17 protein-coding genes are annotated in these 20790 nt (G+C 71.4%); 5 read left to right on the top strand and 12 right to left on the bottom strand.

What is annotated here, in order from left to right; all coding sequences use genetic code 11:
• Window positions 1-49: 49 nt before the first annotated feature.
• Genes pyrR through AAG895_RS16980 form a run of 3 tightly spaced genes read right to left on the bottom strand, consistent with a single transcriptional unit; the run spans window position 50 to window position 1587 of the window.
• Window positions 50-553, bottom strand: a complete 504-nt coding sequence (gene pyrR, locus AAG895_RS16990; RefSeq protein ID WP_345793156.1) for a bifunctional pyr operon transcriptional regulator/uracil phosphoribosyltransferase PyrR — start codon at window positions 551-553, stop codon at window positions 50-52.
• The gene (ruvX, locus tag AAG895_RS16985; RefSeq protein ID WP_345793155.1) at window positions 540-1028 is read right to left on the bottom strand and encodes a Holliday junction resolvase RuvX; all 489 of its coding nucleotides are present in this window, start codon (window positions 1026-1028) and stop codon (window positions 540-542) included. The genes pyrR and ruvX overlap by 14 nt, the downstream gene beginning before the upstream one ends.
• Entirely contained in the window at window positions 1021-1587 is a 567-nt protein-coding gene (locus AAG895_RS16980) for a YqgE/AlgH family protein (RefSeq protein ID WP_345793154.1), read from the bottom strand. Before AAG895_RS16980 ends, ruvX begins: the two co-directional genes overlap by 8 nt.
• A gap of 92 nt (window positions 1588-1679) precedes the next feature.
• On the opposite strand from AAG895_RS16980, the gene AAG895_RS16975 reads away from it, so the two are divergent.
• Window positions 1680-3125 (top strand): deoxyribodipyrimidine photo-lyase, encoded by a 1446-nt coding sequence (locus tag AAG895_RS16975; RefSeq protein WP_345793153.1) that lies wholly within the window; start codon window positions 1680-1682, stop codon window positions 3123-3125.
• A gap of 159 nt (window positions 3126-3284) precedes the next feature.
• Window positions 3285-4445 (top strand): PatB family C-S lyase, encoded by a 1161-nt coding sequence (locus AAG895_RS16970; RefSeq protein WP_345793152.1) that lies wholly within the window; start codon window positions 3285-3287, stop codon window positions 4443-4445.
• A 196-nt stretch (window positions 4446-4641) separates the two neighbouring features.
• Here the strand turns inward: AAG895_RS16970 and AAG895_RS16965 are convergent, their stop codons facing one another.
• Genes AAG895_RS16965 through AAG895_RS16940 form a run of 6 tightly spaced genes read right to left on the bottom strand, consistent with a single transcriptional unit; the run spans window position 4642 to window position 14228 of the window.
• Window positions 4642-10524, bottom strand: a complete 5883-nt coding sequence (locus AAG895_RS16965) for an Hpt domain-containing protein (RefSeq protein ID WP_345793151.1) — start codon at window positions 10522-10524, stop codon at window positions 4642-4644.
• Between the two features lie 26 nt (window positions 10525-10550).
• Window positions 10551-12656 carry a methyl-accepting chemotaxis protein gene (locus AAG895_RS16960; protein WP_345793150.1) on the bottom strand — a complete coding sequence of 702 codons (2106 nt, stop codon included), beginning with the start codon at window positions 12654-12656 and terminating at the stop codon, window positions 10551-10553.
• 58 nt (window positions 12657-12714) lie between these two features.
• Window positions 12715-13221, bottom strand: coding sequence for a chemotaxis protein CheW (locus AAG895_RS16955; protein ID WP_345793149.1), 507 nt, complete (start codon window positions 13219-13221; stop codon window positions 12715-12717).
• 6 nt (window positions 13222-13227) lie between these two features.
• Window positions 13228-13593: a response regulator gene (locus AAG895_RS16950; RefSeq protein WP_345793148.1), complete on the bottom strand. Its 366-nt coding sequence runs from the start codon at window positions 13591-13593 to the stop codon at window positions 13228-13230.
• A 19-nt stretch (window positions 13594-13612) separates the two neighbouring features.
• Window positions 13613-14017, bottom strand: coding sequence for a response regulator (locus AAG895_RS16945; RefSeq protein ID WP_345793147.1), 405 nt, complete (start codon window positions 14015-14017; stop codon window positions 13613-13615).
• A gap of 58 nt (window positions 14018-14075) precedes the next feature.
• Entirely contained in the window at window positions 14076-14228 is a 153-nt protein-coding gene (locus tag AAG895_RS16940; protein ID WP_345795323.1) for a rubredoxin, read from the bottom strand.
• Between the two features lie 150 nt (window positions 14229-14378).
• On the opposite strand from AAG895_RS16940, the gene AAG895_RS16935 reads away from it, so the two are divergent.
• The 3 genes from AAG895_RS16935 to hemL all read left to right on the top strand — a co-directional run bounded on the left by AAG895_RS16935 (window position 14379) and on the right by hemL (window position 17212).
• Entirely contained in the window at window positions 14379-15212 is an 834-nt protein-coding gene (locus tag AAG895_RS16935; protein WP_345795322.1) for a bifunctional hydroxymethylpyrimidine kinase/phosphomethylpyrimidine kinase, read from the top strand.
• Window positions 15205-15846 (top strand): thiamine phosphate synthase, encoded by a 642-nt coding sequence (gene thiE / locus AAG895_RS16930; RefSeq protein ID WP_345793146.1) that lies wholly within the window; start codon window positions 15205-15207, stop codon window positions 15844-15846. The genes AAG895_RS16935 and thiE overlap by 8 nt, the downstream gene beginning before the upstream one ends.
• A gap of 82 nt (window positions 15847-15928) precedes the next feature.
• Window positions 15929-17212, top strand: a complete 1284-nt coding sequence (gene hemL, locus AAG895_RS16925; RefSeq protein WP_345793145.1) for a glutamate-1-semialdehyde 2,1-aminomutase — start codon at window positions 15929-15931, stop codon at window positions 17210-17212.
• A 482-nt stretch (window positions 17213-17694) separates the two neighbouring features.
• On the opposite strand, the gene mgtE is transcribed toward hemL, so the two are convergent.
• The 3 genes from mgtE to aroE all read right to left on the bottom strand — a co-directional run bounded on the left by mgtE (window position 17695) and on the right by aroE (window position 20784).
• Window positions 17695-19137: a magnesium transporter gene (gene mgtE / locus AAG895_RS16920; protein WP_345793144.1), complete on the bottom strand. Its 1443-nt coding sequence runs from the start codon at window positions 19135-19137 to the stop codon at window positions 17695-17697.
• Window positions 19138-19235: 98 nt separating this feature from the next.
• Entirely contained in the window at window positions 19236-19928 is a 693-nt protein-coding gene (mtgA, locus tag AAG895_RS16915) for a monofunctional biosynthetic peptidoglycan transglycosylase (RefSeq protein WP_345793143.1), read from the bottom strand.
• Between the two features lie 22 nt (window positions 19929-19950).
• The gene (aroE, locus tag AAG895_RS16910) at window positions 19951-20784 is read right to left on the bottom strand and encodes a shikimate dehydrogenase (RefSeq protein ID WP_345793142.1); all 834 of its coding nucleotides are present in this window, start codon (window positions 20782-20784) and stop codon (window positions 19951-19953) included.
• Window positions 20785-20790: the final 6 nt, after the last annotated feature.

Raw genomic sequence — 20790 nt, 5'->3', positions numbered from 1 at the left:
TGCCTCGGAATCAGCGGTGGGCAGGGAGTGGGGTATTGGCGGCCCGCGCTCAGGTGCGCTGGGTCAGCTTGAGACCGAAGGCACCGGCCGCGTCGCGCTGCAGGTCGAGGCTCTGCTCGCGCGGCAGCGCTTCGGCAAGGGTGTGGGCGCAGTAGCGCGCGGCGATCGGCAACTCGCGGCCGCCGCGGTCGACCAGCACGGCGAGCTCGACCCGTGCCGGGCGACCGAAGTCGAACAGCTCGTTGAGCGCGGCGCGGGTGGTGCGGCCGGTGTAGAGCACGTCGTCCACCAGGATCACGTGCGCGCCGTCGACGTTGAACGGGATCTCGGTCTTCTGCGGGCTGGCGTGCAGGCCCTTGCTGCCGTAGTCGTCGCGATAGAACGACACGTCGATCGCGCCCAGCGGCTGGGCGATGCCGAGGGCCTCGTGCAGGCGCTCGGCCAGCCACAGGCCGCCGGTGTAGATGCCGACGAGCGCGGTGGCGGGGCCGACATGGGGGCGGATCTGCTCGGCGAGCTGGCGGCACAGGGCTTCGGCGTCAAGGTCTTTCATGGCGTCTGGTGTCCAGGAAGGTTTGCAGGATGATCCGTGCGGCGGCGGCGTCGAGCGCCGCCTTGCGTTCGCGCCAGCCCGCGCGGCCGGCCTCGGCGAGCCCGGCTTCGGCCGCGACCGAGGACAGGCGCTCGTCGGCGGTGAAGACCGGCAGCGCGAAGCGGCCGTGGAGCTGGTTCGCGAAGCGGCGGCAGCGCGCGGTGAGCGCGTGCTCGCGGCCGTCGAGATGGGTGGGCAGGCCGACCACGAGCGCGACTGGGCGCCACTCCGCGATCAGTCTGGCGATGGCGGCGAAGCGCTCGGCGTTGGCTTCGGCATGGACGGTGGTGAGCGCGCTGGCGTGGCCGGTCTCGAGCTCGCCGCTGGCCACGCCGATGCGCGCGAGCCCGAAGTCGAAGCCGAGCAGCGTGCCGCGGGCGGGGAGGGCAGCGGGGGCGGGTGCAGCAGGCCGAGCGGCAGCGGCCGCGTCAGGCATGTCCGGCGACATCGCTCAGGTTGGTGAAGTCGACGCCCAGCTTCTGCATGGCGGCGACGAGGCGCTCCTCGGGCGGCAGGTCGAACACGATGGCGAGGTCGGCCGGTACGGTGAGCCAGGCATTGTCGAGGAGTTCCTGCTCGAGCTGGCCGGCGGCCCAGCCGGCATAGCCGAGGGTGACGATGACGTCGCGCGGTTCGCCACTGGCGCCAATCGCCTGCAGCACGTCGCGGCTGCTGGTGAGCCCGATCTCGTCATTGACCTTGAGCGTGGAGTGCCAGTCGCCGAGCGGGCGGTGCAGCACGAAACCACGGTCGGTCTGCACCGGGCCGCCGAAATAGACCGGCTGGTTGGCGAAGCCCTCGGCCTCGAGGGGCAGGTCGATGCGCTCGAAGAGCGTGGCGAGCGTCATGTCGATCGGCCGGTTCACGATGATGCCGAGCGCGCCCTGATCGTTGTGCTCGGCGATGTAGGTCAGCGTGCGCGTGAAATGCGGATCGCCCATGCTGGGCATGGCGATCAGGAAGTGGTTCGTGAAGTTGGCCGTGGGCGTTTCCATGCGCGGCATTTTACGCCGATCGGACGGTCGGCGTGTGTCGGGAGGTGGCGGACTCGGCGATAATACGGGCTCTTTTTGTCCTGGACAAAACCGTGCCTTCCGCCCTTGTCTGGTTCCGCCGCGACCTGCGCAGCTTCGATCACGCCGCGCTCCATCACGCCCTGCGCTTCGCTGATCGCGTGTACTGCGCCTTCGTCTTCGATACCGCCATCCTCGACGCGCTGCCCACGCGCCGCGATCGCCGCGTCGAGTTCATCCACGCCAGCCTCGTCGAGCTCGACGCTGCGCTCGATGCCATGGCGCGCGCAGCCGGGGGCGGCGGTGGCGGGCTGATCGTGCGCCATGGCCGCGCCGAGGACGAGATCCCCCGCCTGGCGCGCGCGCTCGGCGTCGACAAGGTGTTCGCCAACCGCGACTACGAGCCCGAGGCGATCGTGCGCGACAGCCGGGTGGCGCAGGCGCTCGCCGCGTCCGGCCTCGGCTACGAGGATTTCAAGGACCAGGTGATCTTCGAGCGCGACGAACTGCTGACCCAGGCCGGCAAGCCCTACAGCGTGTTCACGCCCTACAAGAACGCCTGGCTGAAGCGGGTGGACGACTCCCAGGTGCGTGCGTATGCGGTGGAAAGCTACGCCGCTCGCCTCGCGCCCAAGCCTGCCGCCGAGACCGTGCCCTCGCTCGCCGACATCGGCTTCGAACCCACCAATCTGGCCGAAGTGCAGATGCCGGTCGGGATGCGCGGCGGCAAGCGCCTGTTCGACGACTTCGCCGGGCGCATCGAGCGCTACAAGCGCGCGCGCGACTTCCCGGCGGTGAAGGGGGTGAGCTATCTGTCGACCCACCTGCGCTTCGGCACGGTATCCATCCGCCAGCTCGCCGCCCACGCCCGCGCCCGCGGCGGCGAGGGCGCCGAGACCTGGCTGTCGGAGCTGATCTGGCGCGACTTCTACCACCAGATCCTGTGGCACCACCCGCAGGTGGTCGATCGCGCCTTCCGCCCCGAGTACGAGGCGATCAAATGGGACGACGCGCCCGAGCTCTTCGCCGCCTGGTGCGAGGCGCGCACCGGCTACCCGATCGTGGACGCCGCGATGCGCCAGCTCAACCAGACCGGGTACATGCACAACCGCCTGCGGATGATCGTCGCCTCCTTCCTCACCAAGGATCTCGGCGTCGACTGGCGCCTGGGCGAGCGCTACTTCGCCGCCCAGCTCAACGACTACGACCTCGCCGCCAACAACGGCGGCTGGCAGTGGGCGGCCTCCACCGGCTGCGACGCCCAGCCCTGGTTCCGCATCTTCAACCCCATCACCCAGTCGGAGAAATTCGACCCCGAGGGCCGTTTCATCCGCCGCTACCTGCCCGAGCTCGCGCGCGTGCCCGACACGTTCATCCACGCTCCGTGGACGATGGGCGCCATCGACCAGACCGCCTGCAGGACGAAGATCGGCATCGATTACCCGGGCCCGATCGTGGATCACGCCGCCGCGCGCGAGCGCACGCTGAAGCGCTTCGGCGTGGTGAAGAACGACGGCTGAGGCCGCGGTTCATCCGCCCACGAAGGGCCGCGAGTGCAGGCGGCGCCCGCCACCCCGCTCCCGCGCGGATCGCAGCCGCGCCAGCCGTCCCCCGAGCGCCTCGTCCGCGTCCGAATGCAGGACAATGACGCCCCGTCACCTCGCACCGGACGCCCCGCCATGACCGCCCCTGCCTTCGACTTCGACCGCCTCATCGACCGCCGCAGCCTCCCGAGCGAGAAATGGGGCCGCTACGCCGGCCGCGACGTGCTGCCGTTGTGGGTCGCCGACATGGACTTCGCCGCCCCGCCCGTCGTCATCGACGCCCTGCACCGGCGCATCGACCACGGCGTGTTCGGTTACACCGACGCCTGGCCGTCCCTGATCGACGCGGTGGTCGACGGCCTGCAGCGCGACCACGGCTGGACCATCCAGCCCGACTGGCTGGTGTGGCTGCCCGGTGTCGTCGCCGGCTTCAACCTCGCCTGCGCGATCGCCGGCCAGCCCGGCGACGGCGTGCTCACCGCCACCCCGGTGTATCCGCCCTTCCTCGGCGCACCCGCCCACACCGGCCGCGTCCTGCAGCGCGTCGAGCTCGTGCTGCGCGACGGGCGCTGGCAGTGGGACTGGGACGCGCTCGAGGCCGCCTGCACGCCTTCCACCCGCCTGTTGCTACTGTGCAGCCCGCACAACCCGGTAGGCCGCGTGTTCGACGATGCCGAACTGCGCCGGCTGGCCGACTTCGCCGCGCGCCACGACCTGCTGGTGTGCTCGGACGAGATCCACTGCGGGCTGGTGCTCGACCCAGCCCGCCCGCACCGTCCGCTCGCGGCCCTCGACGAAGCCACCGCAGGCCGCACGATCACCCTGATGGCGCCGTCCAAGACCTGGAACATCCCGGCGCTCTACTGTGCCTTCGCGGTGATTCCCGACGCCGCCCTGCGCCGGCGCTACCGCCATGCGATGCGCGGCATCGTCCCGCATGTGAACGTGCTCGGCATGGTGGCGGCCGAGGCGGCCTATCGCGACGGCGATGCCTGGCGCCGGGCGCTGCTCGACTACCTGCGCGCCAACCGCGACCGCGTCGTCGAGGCCGTGGCGGCGATGCCCGGGCTGACGATGGCGGTGCCCGAGGCGACCTACCTGGCCTGGATCGATTGTCGGGCGATGATGGCGGCGCGCGGCCTCAGCGACCCGGCGGCCTTCTTCGAGGCCGCAGGCGTTGGCCTGTCGGACGGGGCGGCCTTCGGTGCGCCCGGCTTCGTGCGTCTGAACTTTGGTTGCCCGCGGTCGACGCTGGATGCGGCGCTGGCGCGCATGGCACACGCCTTGGGCGCCTGATCGGACCGTGCGTCAGGGCGAGGGGGGCCGAGGGGGGGACGAGGGGCGGGGCGAGAGGGGGCGAACCGTGGGAGCGGGCTTGCCCGCGAATTGCGCAAGATCAAGCGCGACGTTCGCGGGCAAGCCCGCTCCCACAGACCGTCGCTCCCACGGGGGGCGGTCGTGGGAAGCCCTGCGCCTGCAGCGAAGCGCCTGCTCAGTGCGGTGACGGCGCGGGGCCCTGCGTGTAACCCGCCACCAGTTCCAGGAGCTCCTCTTCCTGATACGGCTTGCCCAGGTAGTGGTTGGCACCGACCTCCTCGGCGTAGCGCCGGTGCTTCTCGGCCAGCCGGGAGGTGATCATGATCACCGGCAGATGGGCGAGGCGGGCGTCTGCGCGGATGTTGCGCACGAGGTCGAAGCCGTCCATGCGCGGCATCTCGATGTCCGACAGTACGACGTCGGGCAGGGTGTCGAGCAGCTGCTCGAGCGCATCGACGCCGTCCTTCGCGGTGATCACGCGGTAGCCCTCGCGCTCGAGCAGGCGGCCGGTGATCTTGCGCACGGTGAGCGAATCGTCGACCACCATCACCGTCGGCAGGTGCAGCGGCGGCGGCGCCTCGGCGGCGGGCGAGTCCAGGCCCAGACCCTCGACCTCCTCGGCCAGGCCGCGGCTGGCGAGTGCAACCGGGTTGAGGATCAGCACGATCTCGCCGTCGCCGAGCACGGTGGCGCCCGTCATGCCGACGATGCGGGTGAGCTGCGGGCCGGCGTTCTTGACGATGATCTCCTGGTTGCCGCGTAGCCCATCCACATGCAGGGCCAGGGTCTGTGCCCCGGCGCGCAGCAGCAGCACCCAGTTGTAGCGCTGCTCTTCCGGGCGCGCCTCGCGGTCGCCGAGCAGGCGCGGCAGGTAGCGGTAGGGATAGTGCTCGCCCTGCCAGTCGATGCCGTGCGCCTCCTGCATGCTGCGCAAGGCGTCGGGCTTGAGCTCCATCGCCTGCACGACCATGTTCGATGGGATCGCCCAGGTGCGCCCGCCGCCCTGCACGAGCAGCGCCTGGGTGACCGCGAGCGTGAGCGGCAGGCGGATCGAGAAGCGCGTGCCTTCGCCGCGTCGGCTGCTCACGTCCACCCGGCCGCCGGCGGCGGCGGTCTGCGCCTTCACCACGTCCATGCCGACGCCGCGTCCGGAGACGGCAGAGAGCTCGGTCGCTGTGCTGAAGCCGGAGACGAAGATGAGGTTGGTGAGGCGGCGCTCGTCGGGGTGCTCGTCGGCGCCGAGCAGCCCGCGCTCGCGGGCGCGGGCGGCGATGCGCTCGAGGTCGAGCCCGGCGCCGTCGTCGGCGATCGTGATCGCGATCTCGTTGCCTTCCTGGCTCACCGTGAGCTCGATGATGCCGGTCTCGGGCTTGCCGGCGGCGCTGCGTGCGGCAGGGGGCTCGATGCCGTGGGCAACCGCGTTGCGCAGCAGGTGTTCGAGCGGCGCGGCCATCTGTTCGAGCACGCTGCGGTCGATCTCGATGCGGCCGCCGCGCAGGTCGAGCGTGGCGCGCTTGCCGAGCTCGCGTGCGCTCTGCCGCACCACGCGGTAGAGCCGGCTGGCGAGGCTGTCGAAGGGCAGCATGCGCACCTGCATCAGCCCCTGCTGCAGTTCGCGGGCCATGCGCGCCTGGCTGTTGAGCGCGAGGTCGGCGCCGTCGAGGTTGTGCAGCAGGTTCTGCTGCACGGTGGTCACGTCGTTGACGCTCTCCGCCATCATCCGCGTCAGCTCCTGCAGGCGGGTGTAGCGGTCGAGCTCGAGCGGGTCGAAGTCGCCCGCATGCGCGCCGGCGTGGGCGATGCGCGATTGCATCTGCACTTCGGCCTGGATCTCGACCTCGCGCAGCTGGTTGCGCAGGCGGATGACGTTCTCGGTGAGGTCGAGCAGCGAGCGGCGCAGCGTGCGCAGCTCGCCATCGATGCGGCTGCGGGCGACGCCGATCTCGCCGGCCTGGTTCACGAAGCGGTCGACCCGCTCCGCGCGCACGCGCAGCGTCGGGCTGGCGAGCGACTCGGCGTCGTCCCCTTGGGCGGCCGCCGCTCCGGCGCCGGTCTTCGCGCTCGTGGCGGGCTGCGACGCGGCGGCGGGGGCTGCGCGCTCGCCGAGCGCGAGGGTGTCGATCATCTGCTCGCAGCGATCGAGGCCATGGGCGAGCGTGTCGGCGAGGACTGCGGCCGCCTGCCGAGTCGACAGGCCGTCCTCGAGCTGCGACTCGAGCTGGTGCAGGTGTGCGCCCAGGCTCATCGCGCCGGCCATGCGCGCGCTGCCCTTGAGCGAGTGCAGCAGGCGTGCGACCTGCCGGGAGGCATCGGCCGCGTCCGGTTCGTCGCGCCAGCGGCGCAGCAGGGCGTGGAGTTCGGTCAGGGTCTCGGCGGCTTCCTCGAGGAAGATCGGCAGCAGGTCGTGATCGATGTCATCGCTGACGGCCGGGGCGGATTCGGCCGCGGCCTCCGCTTCAGTCGGTCGGCGCGCTTCGGCGGGCGCCCAGGCGCTGCCTTCCGCGAGGGGCTCGAACTCGGCTTCGAGGTCGGAGGTGACGGCGGTTTCGAAGTCGGTTTCGAGGTTGGTCTCGAGGCTGGCGCCGAACTCGGGCGCGGCCTCGGTCTCGAGGTCGGTCACGAAATCCGCTTCGAGCAGGTCCTCCGGCTCGGGCGCGGGGGCTCCCGCCGCCGTGTATGCCCGTTCGGCAGCGGGTGCGGTCGCGGGGGGCGCGTCGCAGGGCAGGTCGTCTGCGGCTTCGAGTGCGGCGATGAGCTCCGGTTGCGGCGCCGGCAGGCGGGCCGCGAGCACGTCGCCGAGCATGGCCTCGAGGGCGCGTACGGCCTGGTCGAAGCGCTCGAGCTGCCCCGGCTGGGCGATCGCTGCGCGTTCGGCCAGGCGCTCCATCGCATGCTCGAGGGCGCGTCCAAGCTGGTGGGGCGCGGGCAAGCGTGCCGTGCCGGAGATTCCGGCGAGCGTATGCGCTGCCCGCAGCGCTGCCTTCGCGGGCGGACGCGGGTTGGCGGCGAGCTGGCGCAGTTCGTCGGCCAGGGTGTCGAGATGCTGGCGGGCTTCGCTGCAATAGAGTTCGTAGAGCGCGCGCGAGAGTTCGACGTCGCCGATCCGGATCGAGTCGGGGGGCTCGACCTCGGCGGCCTCGGGCACGTACGCGGGCGCTGCGGTCGCTGGCGCCTCCGGGGGGGGCGTCGCGTCGTCTCCGGCAGGGGCCTCGTCGCTGGCCTTCGCGCCCGGTTCGCCGGTCGCGCCCGCCGGCTCGGTCGCCAGCAGAGGCGACTCCGCTTCCGGGGGCGCGGCGAAACCGAGTTCGCCCTCGATGACGAAGTCCGCGCTCTCGATCAGCAGTTCGCTCGCCGTGGCTTCGGGCGCCGATTCGCCTTCGGTCTCTGCCGCGGCCTCCGGTGCGGGGATCTCGGGGAGCGCGGCCTCCGCTGCCGTTGCCGGGGCGGGCGCGGGGGCCACGGGCGCGGTGTCCGCTTCGCGCAGGCGTGCGGCCTCGGCGAGCAGGGCCTCGTCGTCCACCCCGCGTGGGTCGCCCGCCTGCAGCCGGGCGACCCACGCGGAGAACACCTCGTGGCCCATCGCGATGAAGTCGAGCAGCGGGGCGGTGATCGTCCAGTCGAGCTGCAGCCAGCGGTTGAGCGTCTGCTCGACGGCCCAGGCGGTCTCGCCCAGTTCGGCCAGGCCGACCATGCGCCCGCTGCCCTTGAGCGTGTGGAAGCCGCGGCGGATCGTCACCAGAGCCTCGTTCGCCCGCGGATCGGCGCGCAGGGTCTGGAGCTGCGTGGCGACGGTGGCGAGGACGTCGACCGCCTCCTCGATGAAGATCGCGAGCAGTTCGGCGTCGATCCCCGCATCGGCCTGCGCGGTCGCGGCGGGCGGGGCCGCAGGCGCCGCAGCGTCCGTCGCGGTGAGCCGTGGCAGCGCGGGCGCTTCGGCGGTGGGCTCGAGCTCTTCCAGGGTCTCGATGAGCTCGAGTTCGAGGTCCTCGCCGGCGCCCGGGGCGGAAGGCTCGTCGAATGCGGGAGCGGCTTCGGGTGCGGCGGAATCGTTCGCCGTGGCCATGAAGTCCTCGGGCCGGGTCGCCTCGCTGTCGAAGGGCTGCGGCTGGGGCCCTGCGGCATCCGCAAAGGCTTCCGCGTCCACGAGAATCTCGGGGAGCTCGTCAGGGGGGGACTCGGAAAGGGACTCGCCGATGGGCTCGAAAAGCGGCTCGAAGAGGGGCTCGGCGAGCGGGGCGACGACGGGCTCGACGACCGCTTCGGTCGGAACGAGGTCGGGCGCAGCGAAGTCGGGCGCAGCGAGTTCGGGCGCAGCGAGTTCGGGCGCAGCGAGTTCGGGTGCGGCGAGGTCAGGCGCGGGCAGCTCGGGGGTGGGCAGCTCGGGTGCCGCCGCCGTGGTCGGGCGCGCCCCGAGCAGGTCTTGCAGCGGCGCGCCGCCGCGGGGCAGTGCCTCGATGTGGAAGCCGAGTGCGGACAGCTGGTGGGCGAGGGCCTCGAACTCGGCCTGCCCGGCGGTGCTGTCCTCGCGCGCGAGACCGGCGATCCTGACCGCCGCGTCACGCACCAGCGCGAGCGCATCGGTTTCACCCAGCACGCTGAGCGCGCCGACGATCTGCTGCAGGGGTTGGTGCAGTTGCAGCAACGGCTCGCGCCGGCTGGGGTTGCGGAAGAAGCCGTCGAGCGCCTGTTCGACGTGGCCGAGGCTGACCAGCATCTCCTTCGACAGCTGCTCGAGCAGGGCCTTCTCCGCGGCCGGCGCGGCACCGGCACGTACCGCATCGCCGGCCTCGACGCTCGGCGTTTCGCCGCGCTGCAGCGCGTGCAGGCGCTCCACCATGGCGTCCACGCGGGCAGCGAAGCCCGGGTCGGGGGGGCGGCGCTCGAGTCCGGCCTCGAGCAGCAGCAGCGCGGTGGCGACCTCCATCGCGGCGGCGTCGGCAAACTGCAGCGGGTCGCGCCGCAGCCAGCGCGCGAACTCGAGCAGCGCTGCGACCAGCGCCTGAGCGCGCGGGCGCGCGAGCGCTGCCGCCGGGGCCTCCATCGCGGCGAGGGCGTCCTCGAAGTGCGCGAGGGCGACCGCGGTGCCGGCGCAGAAGTCGTCCCAGTGCGCGCGCGCGGCGCCGAGCTGGCGCTGGAGCGTGTCGAGCAGGGGGGCGCTCGGCGTGCCGCTCACCCCCAGGCCCGCCTCGGGCAACAGGGCGTCGAGCTGCCAGCAGGCGTGCACGGCGCGTTGCTGCTCGGTGTGCGCCGGGCAGCGTGCGATCTGGTAGAGCAGCTCGCGCAGCAGGCGGTCGGGGACCGTGGGTGTGCCGGAGAGCAGGCGGCGGAACTGGGCGTCGATCTGGGTGCACAGACGTTTGACCGCCGGCTCTGGGGCCAGGCTGCCTTCGATCAGCGCATCGTAGAAGGCCAGGCTCGCCCACCACAGCACGCGTGCGGCGGGCGTCGGCTGCAGCGCCTCGACTTCGGCGATGGCCTCGCGCATGGTGCGCGCGCCCCCGCCGGCGCTACCCTTGCGCAGCCAGTCGAGCAGGCCGCGTTCGAAGCGGGTGCGCGCGCCGCGCAGCGCGGCGTGCACGTCATCCGGTGTGGCGGCGCTTGCCGCGCGTGCGGGCGGACGGCGCGTGAGGTCGGGGTGGAAGAGGTCGGCCGGACTGACGTCCTTCTGCCCGCGGGCGGCCGCCAGCTCCATGTAGGCGTCCGCCAGCCGCAGCGCCTGGTCCGGCGCGCCGTGGGCGAGTTCCTCGAGATAGTTGCCGATCACCGCCAGCGCGCGTCGCGCCAGCGCGCGCCGGGCAGCGTCGGCAGGCACGACCTCGCGGCTCATCTCGCCGAGCAGCTGCTCGAGCATGTCGGTGAACTGGGTCAGGCCGTCGAGCCCGACGATGGCGAGCGCGCCGCGTACCTGGTGCACATGGGTCTGGGCGAATTGCAGACCCGCTCCATCGCTGCCCGCGTCGCCCTGCGCGAGCGCCTCGCGGGCCCGCTCCAGCGCCGCGTCGATCTCGCCCTTGACCCAGGTCAGCGGACCCAGGTCCGGTTCGTTGGCGTGTGTCATGCTGGTCGCTCCCCGCAACCGCCGGCTCAGACCTTGAAGCCCGACACCGAGCCCTTCAGCTCGACGGCGAGTTCGGCGAGCTGGCCGATCGATACCGCGGTCTGGCGGGTGCCGAGCGAGGTCTGCTCGGTCACCGCGAGGATGTCCTTCATCGTCGCCGCCACGCGCCCGGCGGTCGCGGCCTGGTCCTGGGTGTCGGCCGAGATCCGTTCGATCAGCTGCGCCGTCTCTGTCGATACCTGGCCGATCTCGGCCAGCGCCTGGCCCGCGGCGTCGGAGAGCTGGGCGCCCTCGACCACGTTGCGGGTGGCGTTCTCCATCGCGCCGACGGCGTCCTGGGTGTCGGTCTGGATGGTCTTGACGATGGCGGCGATCTGCTTGGTGGCCTCGGCCGAGCGTTCGGCCAGGCGCTGCACCTCTTCGGCCACGACGGTGAAGCCGCGACCGGCTTCACCGGCCGAGGCGGCCTGGATGGCGGCGTTGAGGGCGAGTACGTTGGTCTGCTCGGTGATGTCGGAGATGAGCTCGACGATCTCGCCGATCTCCTGCGAGGACTCGCCGAGGCGCTTGATGCGCTTGGCGGTCTCCTGGATCTGGGCGCGGATGTCGTTCATGCCACGGATGGTGTTCTCCACCGCGTCCGCGCCCTTGCGCGCGGCGTCGAGCGAGCGGCGCGCGACCTGGGCCGACTGCAGCGCCCGCTCGGAGGACTCGGTCATCGACAGCGCCATGCGTTCGGCGGAGGCGCCCGCCTCCTCGATCTCCTGCGACTGGCGCTCGGTGGCGGCGAGCAGCTCGGTGGAGGTGCGCCGGGCGGACTCGGTGGCGGCGGTCACGCGCGTGGCGGCGTCGTTGATGCGGCGCACCAGCACCGAGAGCTCCTCGATGGTGTAGTTGACCGAGTCGGCGATCGCGCCGGTGATGTCCTCGGTGACGGTGGCGCGGATGGTGAGGTCGCCGTCGGCGAGGTCACCCATCTCGTTCATCAGGCGCAGGATCGCCTGCTGGGTGAGGTTGCGCTCGTCTTCCGCCTGCTGGCGCTGCTGCTCGCTCTCGCGTCGGCGCACGGCCACGTCGGCGCCGTAAGTGCGCGCCATCTGCAGCAGCGAGAGCAGGGCGAGCACGGCGCTCAGGGCCGCGGCGAGGTGCAGCGTGCCGAAGCCGCCGGCGCCGCGCGTGAGGGCCGCGCTGACCGCCGCGCTGCCGTCGAGCAGCGAAGCCGAGTCGCGGATGATCCGGGTGGCGGCTTCCTTGGCCTGCAGCAGCGGCGCGGCGCTGGCGACGATGTCGTTGGCGGCGAGCAGGGTGGAGCCGGCGCCGGCCTCGATGTTGGCGGCCAGCTCGCGGTGTGCGGTGCCGGCGCTGCGCTGGACGAGCGCGGCGACGAGGGCGCGCAGGCGGTCGGTGTCGGCGGCGAGCGCGGTGGCGATCGCGGGCTCGGCCTCCTCGGCCAGCATGAGCGCGTTGGCGTGCGCGGTGGCGCGCTGCGCGTGGCTGATCACGCCGTAGGCCGCGGCGACGGTGTCGGCCTCGCCGCCGCTGGCGAGCAGGCTGCGCACCAGGCGGTCGCTGCTCTCGAGGAGCGGGACGCTGGAAGCGTTGAGCGTGTCGACCGCGGTCGCGAGGGTGACGAAGGTCTGCCCGTGCTCGACGAGCTGGCCGGTGCTGGCGGCCGTCTGCTTCCAGGTGTCGCCGAGCGTGGCGAGCGCTGCCCGCGCAGGAGCGGGGACCGGCGGCAGCATGTCGCCGGCGAAGCTGCCGCCGGTCTCAAGGGTCTGCAGCAGTTCGCCGAAGCGGGTGCGCGTCTGCTCGAGCTCGCCGATCGCGGGGGCATTGCCGCCGCGCACCAGCTGTGCGGACTTGGCGATCTGCTGCGACAAGGTCTGCAGTTCGCTGGCGGCGCTCACCTGGAGCGCGGCAAGGGCCGATTCGCGGGTCTGGTAGACGAGCAGGCCGGCGCTCGCGGCAGCGAACAGCACGAACAGCGCGCCCAGGCCGCGCAGCTTGCCGGCGGATGCGCCGACGCTCGCGGCCGGCGCGGCGGCGCGCGGGGTGGTCTCGATGATGGTTGCGGAGTCCATGCCGGACGCCTCGGTGGAGGCTTTCTTGCTGGCGAACAGTTTCAGTCCCATGGTGCGTGCTCGGTTGGTGCTCGGTTCGGAGGAGGGGGCGAGTGCCGTGGCGGTGCGCTCATTCGCGGCCCGCGTCGAGGAAAGCCGGGTGGGCGAGCAGGCGCGCGCTGTCGATCCGCAGCCAGGGTCGGCCCTGCAGGTCGCGTACGCGCGCAGCGACCCAGGGACGCTCGTCGCCGACGGGATCGGCCTCGAAGTCGTCCTCGCTGCGCAGTCCGGTGGAGGCCGAGACCAGCAGCGCACAGTGGACGCCGTGGCGCGCGCCGATCAGCAGCAGGCGGGCACGCCCGGCGGCAACCGTAGGCGGCTGGCCGTTGAAGCGGGCGAAGTCGATCACGCCGTAGAGCGTGCCGCGCACGTTGGCGAGGCCGCGGTACCAGGGCTGCGTCAGCGGTACCGCGGACAGCGCCGGCGGCGGCAGGATCTCGCCGGCCTCGGGGAGCGCGATCAGCCAGTTCTCGCCGCCGCACTGGAAGCCGAGCAGGCCGCGGCGCTCCGCCGTCTTCGCCTCGGCGAGGCGGCGGGCGAGCCGCTCCTGGAATTCGCGCAGACTGCTGCGGGCCATGCCGGGTCAGCCCATGGCCCGGATGCGGGCAAGCAGTTCGTCGTGGTCGACCGGCTTGACCAGGTAGGCGAGCGCGCCCTGGCGCATGCCCCAGATCTTGTCGGTTTCCTGGCCCTTGCTGGTGCACATGATGATCGGGATGTTGCGGGTGGCGTCGTTGCGCGAGATCGTGCGCGTGGCCTGGTAGCCGTTCATGCCCGGCATCACCACGTCCATGAGGATGAGGTCGGGTTTCTCGGCCTGGCTGCGTACGACGGCCTGCTCGCCGCTCTCGGCGGTGATCACCTTGTAACCATGGCGGGTCAGCACCTCGTCGAGGGCGAGGCGTTCGGTGGGCGAGTCATCCACCACGAGGATCTTGCGGATCGGCATGTCTTGGGTCCTGCCGGGATCAGTGCTCGGTCGCCGGCGGGGCCGGACGCGCGGCGGCGTGGGTGGCCACCGCCTTGAGCAGGCTGTCCTTGGTGAAGGGTTTGGTGAGGTATTCGTCGGAGCCGACCATGCGCCCGCGCGCGCGGTCGAACAGCCCGTCGCGCGACGACAGCATGATCACCGGCGTGGACGACAGACGCGGATTCTTCTTGATGAGTGCGCAGGTCTGGTAGCCGTCCAGGCGCGGCATCATGATGTCGACGAAGATCACGTCGGGGTGGTGGTCGGTGATCTTCGCGAGCGCGTCGAAGCCGTCCTCAGCGAGCAGCACCTGGCAGCCCGCCTGGGACAGGAAGATCTCCGCGCTGCGGCGGATCGTGTTGCTGTCGTCGATGACCATCACCTTCAGCCCGGCAATGTCCATGCTGTGTTCCCGATGCGTTGTCGATGAAGAGGGGGTCGCGGAGCCGGCCGGGGGCGGCTCAGATCTCGACCATCTCGAAGTCTTCCTTGCGTGCGTGGCACTCCGGACAGGTCCAGTTCGGCGGCACGTCTTCCCAGCGCGTCCCGGGGGCGATGCCCTCCTCGGGCAGGCCAGCGGCCTCGTCATAGATGAATCCGCAGATCAGGCACATGTAGGTCTTGTAGGGGATATCGGCCATGGGTCGGTCGTGCTTGAGGGTTGGCGGTAGAATCCGGGACATCTTAACGCATCCCTCCGGATGCCTTTCGTGGTGCATTTCTCGCTCATGCCGATCGCGATTCCCGAAACTCCGCCCTGTGTGATGTGCCTGTCGGCGGGCGACGCGACCGCAGGCGGCGGCCTCGCGGCCGACGTGCTGACGCTCGCCAGCATGGGCTGCCACCCGCTGCCGGTGCAGACCGCCGCCCTCGTGCGCGACACGCGCGGCATCGACGAGGTGTGGCCGGTCGAGCCCGAGCTGCTCGCCCTGCAGGCGCGGGCGGTGCTCGAGGACGTGCCGGTGGCGGCGTTCAAGCTCGGCTTCTGCGGCAGCGTCGAGAACGCCGCGCTGATCGCCGAGATCCTGTCCGATTATCCGGAGGTGCCGCTGGTGGTGGAGCCGGCGCTGTATGCGGCGGTCCTGCTCGGCGAGGCCGGCGAGGAGGTGGCGCCGGCGCTTGCCGACCTGATCCTGCCGCAGACCACGCTGCTGGTGGTCGATCGCCACGAGCTGTGCCGACTCGCCGGCGTGGCCGACGGGGGCGGCGGCGAGGACCCTGCCGATGACGAGGACGCGATCGATGACCCGGGCGTCGACGAGGCGCTCGCCCGCCTGCTCGGAGGTGGCACCGAGTTCATCCTGCTCACCGGCGGCAGCGAGCACGGCCCGCAGGTCGTCAACACCCTGTTCGGCCACGAGGGCGTGGTACGCACGGATGCGTGGCCGCGTCTGGCCGGGCGCCACCTCGGCGCAGGCGCCACGCTTGCCGCCGCTGCGGTCGCGGCGATGGCGCACGGCATGGCGCTCCCCGAAGCGGTGCGCGAGGCCCAGGAATTCACCCAGCAGGCGCTGCGTCACGCCTACCGGGCCGGCATGGGGCGGGCATTGCCGGATCGTTTCTTCTGGGCGCGTGGCAAGGACGACGACGATGTCTGAAACCCCCTCCGATCCGAGCGCGCCCGGCTTGCGCGGCCTCTATGCGGTCACCCCGGACGAGCCCGATACCGCCCGCCTGATCGCGTGTGCCGAGCGGGTGCTGGCCGGGCGGCCGGCGCTGCTGCAATACCGCAACAAGACTGCCGACGCTGCGCTGCGCCGCCTGCAGGCGGTCGCCCTGCAGGCGCTGTGCCGGGCGGCCGGCGTGCCCTTCATCGTCAATGACGATCTTGCGCTCGCCCTCGAGATCGACGCCGACGGCGCCCATCTGGGTCGTGACGACGGTGCGCCCGCCGCCGCGCGCGCGGCGCTCGGCGCGCAGCGCATCCTCGGCCTCACCTGCTATGCCGACTGGTCGCGCGCCACCGAGGGCGCCGCGGTCGGCGCCGACTACATCGCGTTCGGTGCGATGTTCCCCTCGGTGACCAAGCCGAATGCGCCGCCGGCGCCGTTCGCGATGATCACGCGTGCCAAGCGCGAGCTCGGCCTGCCGGTGGCGGCGATCGGCGGCATCACGCTCGCCAACGCGCCGCAGGTGCGCGCCGCCGGCGCCGACCTGCTCGCGGTGGTGAGCAACGTGTTCGCCGCGGACGACCCCGCCGCGCGCGTTGCGGCCTATCACGCACTTTTCTGAGTTCTTGACCTGTGCGGTGGACCCGCCCCGCCGCTCGGCGCGACAATGCCGCCTTTCGCATGCAGCACAGGAACGACACGCCATGACCAGCCGTAACGCAAGCCTCTTTCAGCGCGCCCAGCAGACCATCCCGGGCGGCGTCAATTCGCCGGTGCGCGCCTTCCGCTCGGTGGGGGGGACGCCGCGCTTCCTCGCGCGCGCCGAGGGCGCCCGGGTGTGGGATGCCGATGGCAAGGACTACATCGACTACGTGGGCTCCTGGGGGCCGGCGATCGCCGGCCACGCCCACCCGGCGATCGTCGAGGCGGTGCGCGAGGCGGCCTTGAAGGGCCTGTCCTTCGGCGCGCCCACCGAGAGCGAGGTCGAGATGGCCGAGCTGATCTGCGCGATGTTGCCTTCGGTGGAGATGGTGCGCCTGGTGAGCTCCGGCACCGAGGCCACGATGAGCGCGATCCGCCTCGCCCGCGGCTTCACCGGCCGCGACGCGATCGTGAAGTTCGAGGGCTGCTATCACGGCCACGCCGACAGCCTGCTGGTGAAGGCCGGCTCCGGCCTGCTGACCTTCGGCAATCCGTCCTCGGGCGGCGTGCCGGCGGATTTCGCCAAGCACACCATCGTGCTCGACTACAACGACCTGCAGCAGGTCGAGGACGTGTTCAAGGCACGCGGCGACGAGATCGCCGCGATCATCGTCGAGCCGGTGGCGGGCAACATGAACCTGATCAAGCCGCAGCCCGGCTTCCTCGAGGGGCTGCGCCGCATCTGCACCGAATACGGCGCGGTGCTGATCTTCGACGAGGTGATGACCGGCTTCCGTGTGGGCCCGCAGGGGGTGCAGGGCCTGTACGACATCACGCCCGACCTGACCACGCTCGGCAAGGTGATCGGCGGCGGTATGCCGGTGGGCGCCTTCGGCGGCCGCCGTGACATCATGGAGAAGATCGCGCCGCTCGGTAGCGTGTATCAGGCCGGCACGCTGTCGGGCAGCCCGGTGGCGGTGGCCGCGGGCATGGTGTCGCTGAAGCTGACGCGCGAGGCGGGTTTCTACGAGCGCCTGGCCGCGAGCACGCAACGCCTGGTCTCCGGCCTGGCGGCCGCCGCGCGCGATACCGGCGTGACCTTCAGCGCGGATTCGGTGGGCGGCATGTTCGGCGTCTATTTCGCTGACAAGGTGCCGGCTTCCTTTGCCGACGTGATGGCTTCGGACAAGGAGCGCTTCAACCGCTTCTTCCACGCCATGCTGGAGGCCGGCCACTACTTCGCGCCGTCGGCTTTCGAGGCCGGCTTCGTGTCGGCGGCACACGGCGAGGCGGAGATCGACGCGACGGTGGCGGCGGCGCGCGAGGTGTTTTCGAGGCTGGGTTGAGGGCTGTCGGGGCCCGGAGGGTGTCGCGCAACCCCGGGCCTTGTCGAACGCTTGCACACAGGTGTTGAGCTCGGAGGTTTCGAGCCTTTACCCGCCGGGGACGCGCGGGGTATTCCTTCCGGGGCTGCGGAACTCGCTCGATTCCTCGCTCGGACAGTCCTCGCCCCTTCACGAATACCCCACACATCCCCGGCTACCGTGGTTACTGTTCGGAGGCACCAAAACCGTCGCCACCTGCAGGTGTTGATTTTTCGTCGAGCTGAACCGGCGTCTCTCGGATGCGTGCGGGGTGTTCCTGAAGGGGCGAGGACTGTCCGAGCGAAGCGAGTTCCGCAGCCCCGGAAGGAACACCCCGTGCGCGTCCTCGCAGCGAGCCGTCGAGCGGAGACGCTCGAGCCGCTCCAGCCGCGTAACGGAGCCCCCAAGTATCCCTCGCCAGGCCAAGCCGCCCGAGGTGCGTCCCGCTTACGAATGCCCCACCCTCACAGCAGGAACAGCGTCGCCAGCCCCAGGAAAATGAAGAACCCGCCCGAGTCGGTGAGCGCGGTGATCATCACCGAGCCGCCGAGCGCCGGGTCGGCGCCCAGGCGCTGGCGCAGCATCGGGATCAGCACGCCGGCGCAGGCCGCCAGCAACAGGTTCAGCGTCATCGCGCTCGTCATCACCAGCCCGAGATCGATGCTGCCGTACAGCCACCACGCCAGCACCCCGAGCAGGCCGCCCCACACCAGGCCGTTGATCAGCGCCACGCCCAGCTCCTTCTTCAGCAGGCGCGTCATCGCCGACTGCTCCACCTGGCCCATCGCGATCGCACGCACGATCATCGTCACCGTCTGGTTGCCCGAGTTGCCGCCGATGCCGGCCACGATCGGCATCAGCGCCGCCAGCGCCACCAGCTTCTCGATCGAATCCTCGAACAGGCCGATCACCCGCGAGGCCACGAAGGCCGTCACCAGGTTGATCGCCAGCCAGGCCCAGCGGTTCTTCACCGAACTCCACACTGACGCGAAGATGTCCTCCTCCTCGCGCAGACCGGCCTGGGACAGGATCTCGGCCTCGGACTCCTCGCGGATGAAGTCCACCACGTCCGCTACCGTGATGCGGCCGATCACCCGCCGCTCGGAATCGATCACCGGCGCCGACACCAGGTCGTAGCGCTCGAAGGCCTGCGCGGCCTCATCGGCCGCATCCTCGGGCGTGAAGCTGATCACCGTCTCCGAGCGCATGACCTCGGCCACGGTCTTCTCCGGATCGTTGATGAGCAGCGACTCGAGGGTCAGGATGCCCTCGAGGTGGTCCTCGCGGTCGACCACGAAGAGCTTGTCGGTATGGTCGGGCAGCTCGTCGAAGCGGCGCAGGTAGCGCAATACGACCTCGAGGGTGACGTCGTCGCGCACCGTCACCATGTCGAAGTCCATCAGCGCGCCCACCGAGTCCTCGGGGTAGGACATCGCCGCGCGCAGCTGCTCGCGGCCTTCGGTGTCGAGCGACTGGAAGACGTCCTCGATGACCTCGGGCGGCAGGTCGGGAGCGAGGTCGGCGAGCTCGTCGGCGTCGAGCGATTCGGCGGCCGCCTTCAGCTCTTCCGGCGCCATCGTCTCGATCAGCGACTCGCGCACCGCATCCGAGACTTCGAGCAGGATCTCGCCGTCGCGCTCGGCCTTGACCAGGTCCCAGACGTAGAGGCGTTCGTCGAGCGGCAGCGCCTCGAGGATGTAGGCGATGTCGGCCGGGTGCAGGGCGTCGAGCTTGGTGCGCAGCCCGGCTTCGTGCTGCTTGTGCACCAGGGATTCGACGAGCTCGTGGCGCGGCATGTCCTGGCGATGGACGAGGTCCTCCACCACCTTCTGGCGGGCGAGCAGTTCCTGCACCTCTTTCAGGTGGTGCTGGACGTCGTCGGGGTGGTGTTCTTCGTGCTCGGTCATCACGCGAACGGGGGCGGGCGCAAAGCCGGAATTCTACGGGCTCGGGGAGGGCGCCGCGACCCCGATTCCGTTGCAGTGCAAAATATTCCCCTTGCCGCTCAAGGCACCTGCGAGTGGATCATGCGGCGCTGCACGCGCGCGGCATGGGCGGCGAGGCGGGGGCCGTAGTTGCGCTCGTAGTAGCGCGGATTGGGCAGCATCACCGCGAGCCGCGCGGCCTCGCCCGGGCCCAGGCTGGCCGCCGGGCGGCCGTAGTAGTGGCGTGCCGCGGCCTCGGCGCCGAACACGCCGTTGCCCCATTCGGCCACGTTCAGATACACCTCGAGGATGCGGCGCTTGCTCCAGGTGGTCTCGATCATCAGCGTGATCACCGCCTCCTGGCCCTTGCGCAGCCAGCTGCGCGAGGGCGACAGGAAGAGGTTCTTCGCCAGCTGCTGGCTGATCGTCGATCCGCCGGCGGCGAGCCGGCCGCGCTCGGCGTTGCGCTCGAGTGCACGCTGGATGCCTTCCCAGTCGAAGCCGGCGTGGTCGAGGAAGCGGTCGTCCTCGGCGGCGACCACGGCGCGCTTGAGGTGGACCGAGATACGCTCGTAGGGCACCCATTGATGGCGCAGCGTGGCCTTGGGGTCGGCCTCGCGCAGATCCGCGAGGCGCATGCGCATGAAGCTGGTGCTGCCCGGATCGAAGCGGCTCCACCACACCACCTGGGTGAGCAGGACCGCCTGCCAGAACAGCAGCAGGAGGACGACGACGGCGAGACCGCGGCCGAGCCAGCCGAGTGCGCGTCGCATCCTGCGCCTCCCCGGATGCAGCTCAGCCCGCCGCGATCAGCCGGCGCAGCTCGGCCAGCACCGGGGCGCTGTCGGGGCGCAGGCCCCGCCACAGGGCGAAGCTTTCCGCGGCCTGCTCGACCAGCATGCCCAGGCCGTCGGCCACGCGTGCGGCGCCGTCGGCCAAGGCGGCATCGAGAAAGGGCGTGCGGCGGGGGCCGTACATCATGTCGTAGGCGAGCGCGCCCTCGGCGTAGAGGCCGGGTGGCAAGGGCGGCAGTTCGCCGGCGAGGCTGGCGGCCGTGGCGTTGATGACGAGGTCGAAGCGCCCGCCGGCGAGCGCGTCGAAGCCGCCACCCTGCAGTCGGGTGGCGCCCGCCTGCGTTGCGAACAGGGCGGCGAGCGCCTCCGCCTTGTCGGCGCTGCGGTTGGCGATGACGAGCGTCGCCGGGCGTTCGGCAAGCAGCGGCAGCAGCACCCCGCGGCTGGCGCCGCCGGCACCGAGCAGCAGGACGCTGCGGCCGGCGAGCGCGCAGCCGAGGTTGATGGTGAGATCGCGCACCAGGCCGGCGCCGTCGGTGTTGTCGCCGAGGATGCCTTCGGCGTCGAACGCGAGCGTGTTGACCGCGCCGGCCGCCTGCGCACGTGGTGTATGGCGGTCGGCGAGCGCGAAGGCCTCGAGCTTGAAGGGCACGGTCACGTTGGCGCCGCGCCCGCCGGCGGCGCGGAAGTCGGCGATCGTGCGCGCGAAACCGTCGAGCGGAGCGAGCAGGGCCTCGTAGCTGAGCGCCTGGCCGGTCTGGCGCGCAAAGGCGGCATGGATCAGCGGCGACTTGCTGTGGGCGATGGGATTGCCGACGACGGCGTAGCGGTCCATGAGCGG

It is taken from the genome of Thauera sp. JM12B12, assembly GCF_039614725.1.
GTDB lineage: Bacteria > Pseudomonadota > Gammaproteobacteria > Burkholderiales > Rhodocyclaceae > Thauera.
This window is presented reverse-complemented; position numbering and strand designations above follow the sequence as displayed.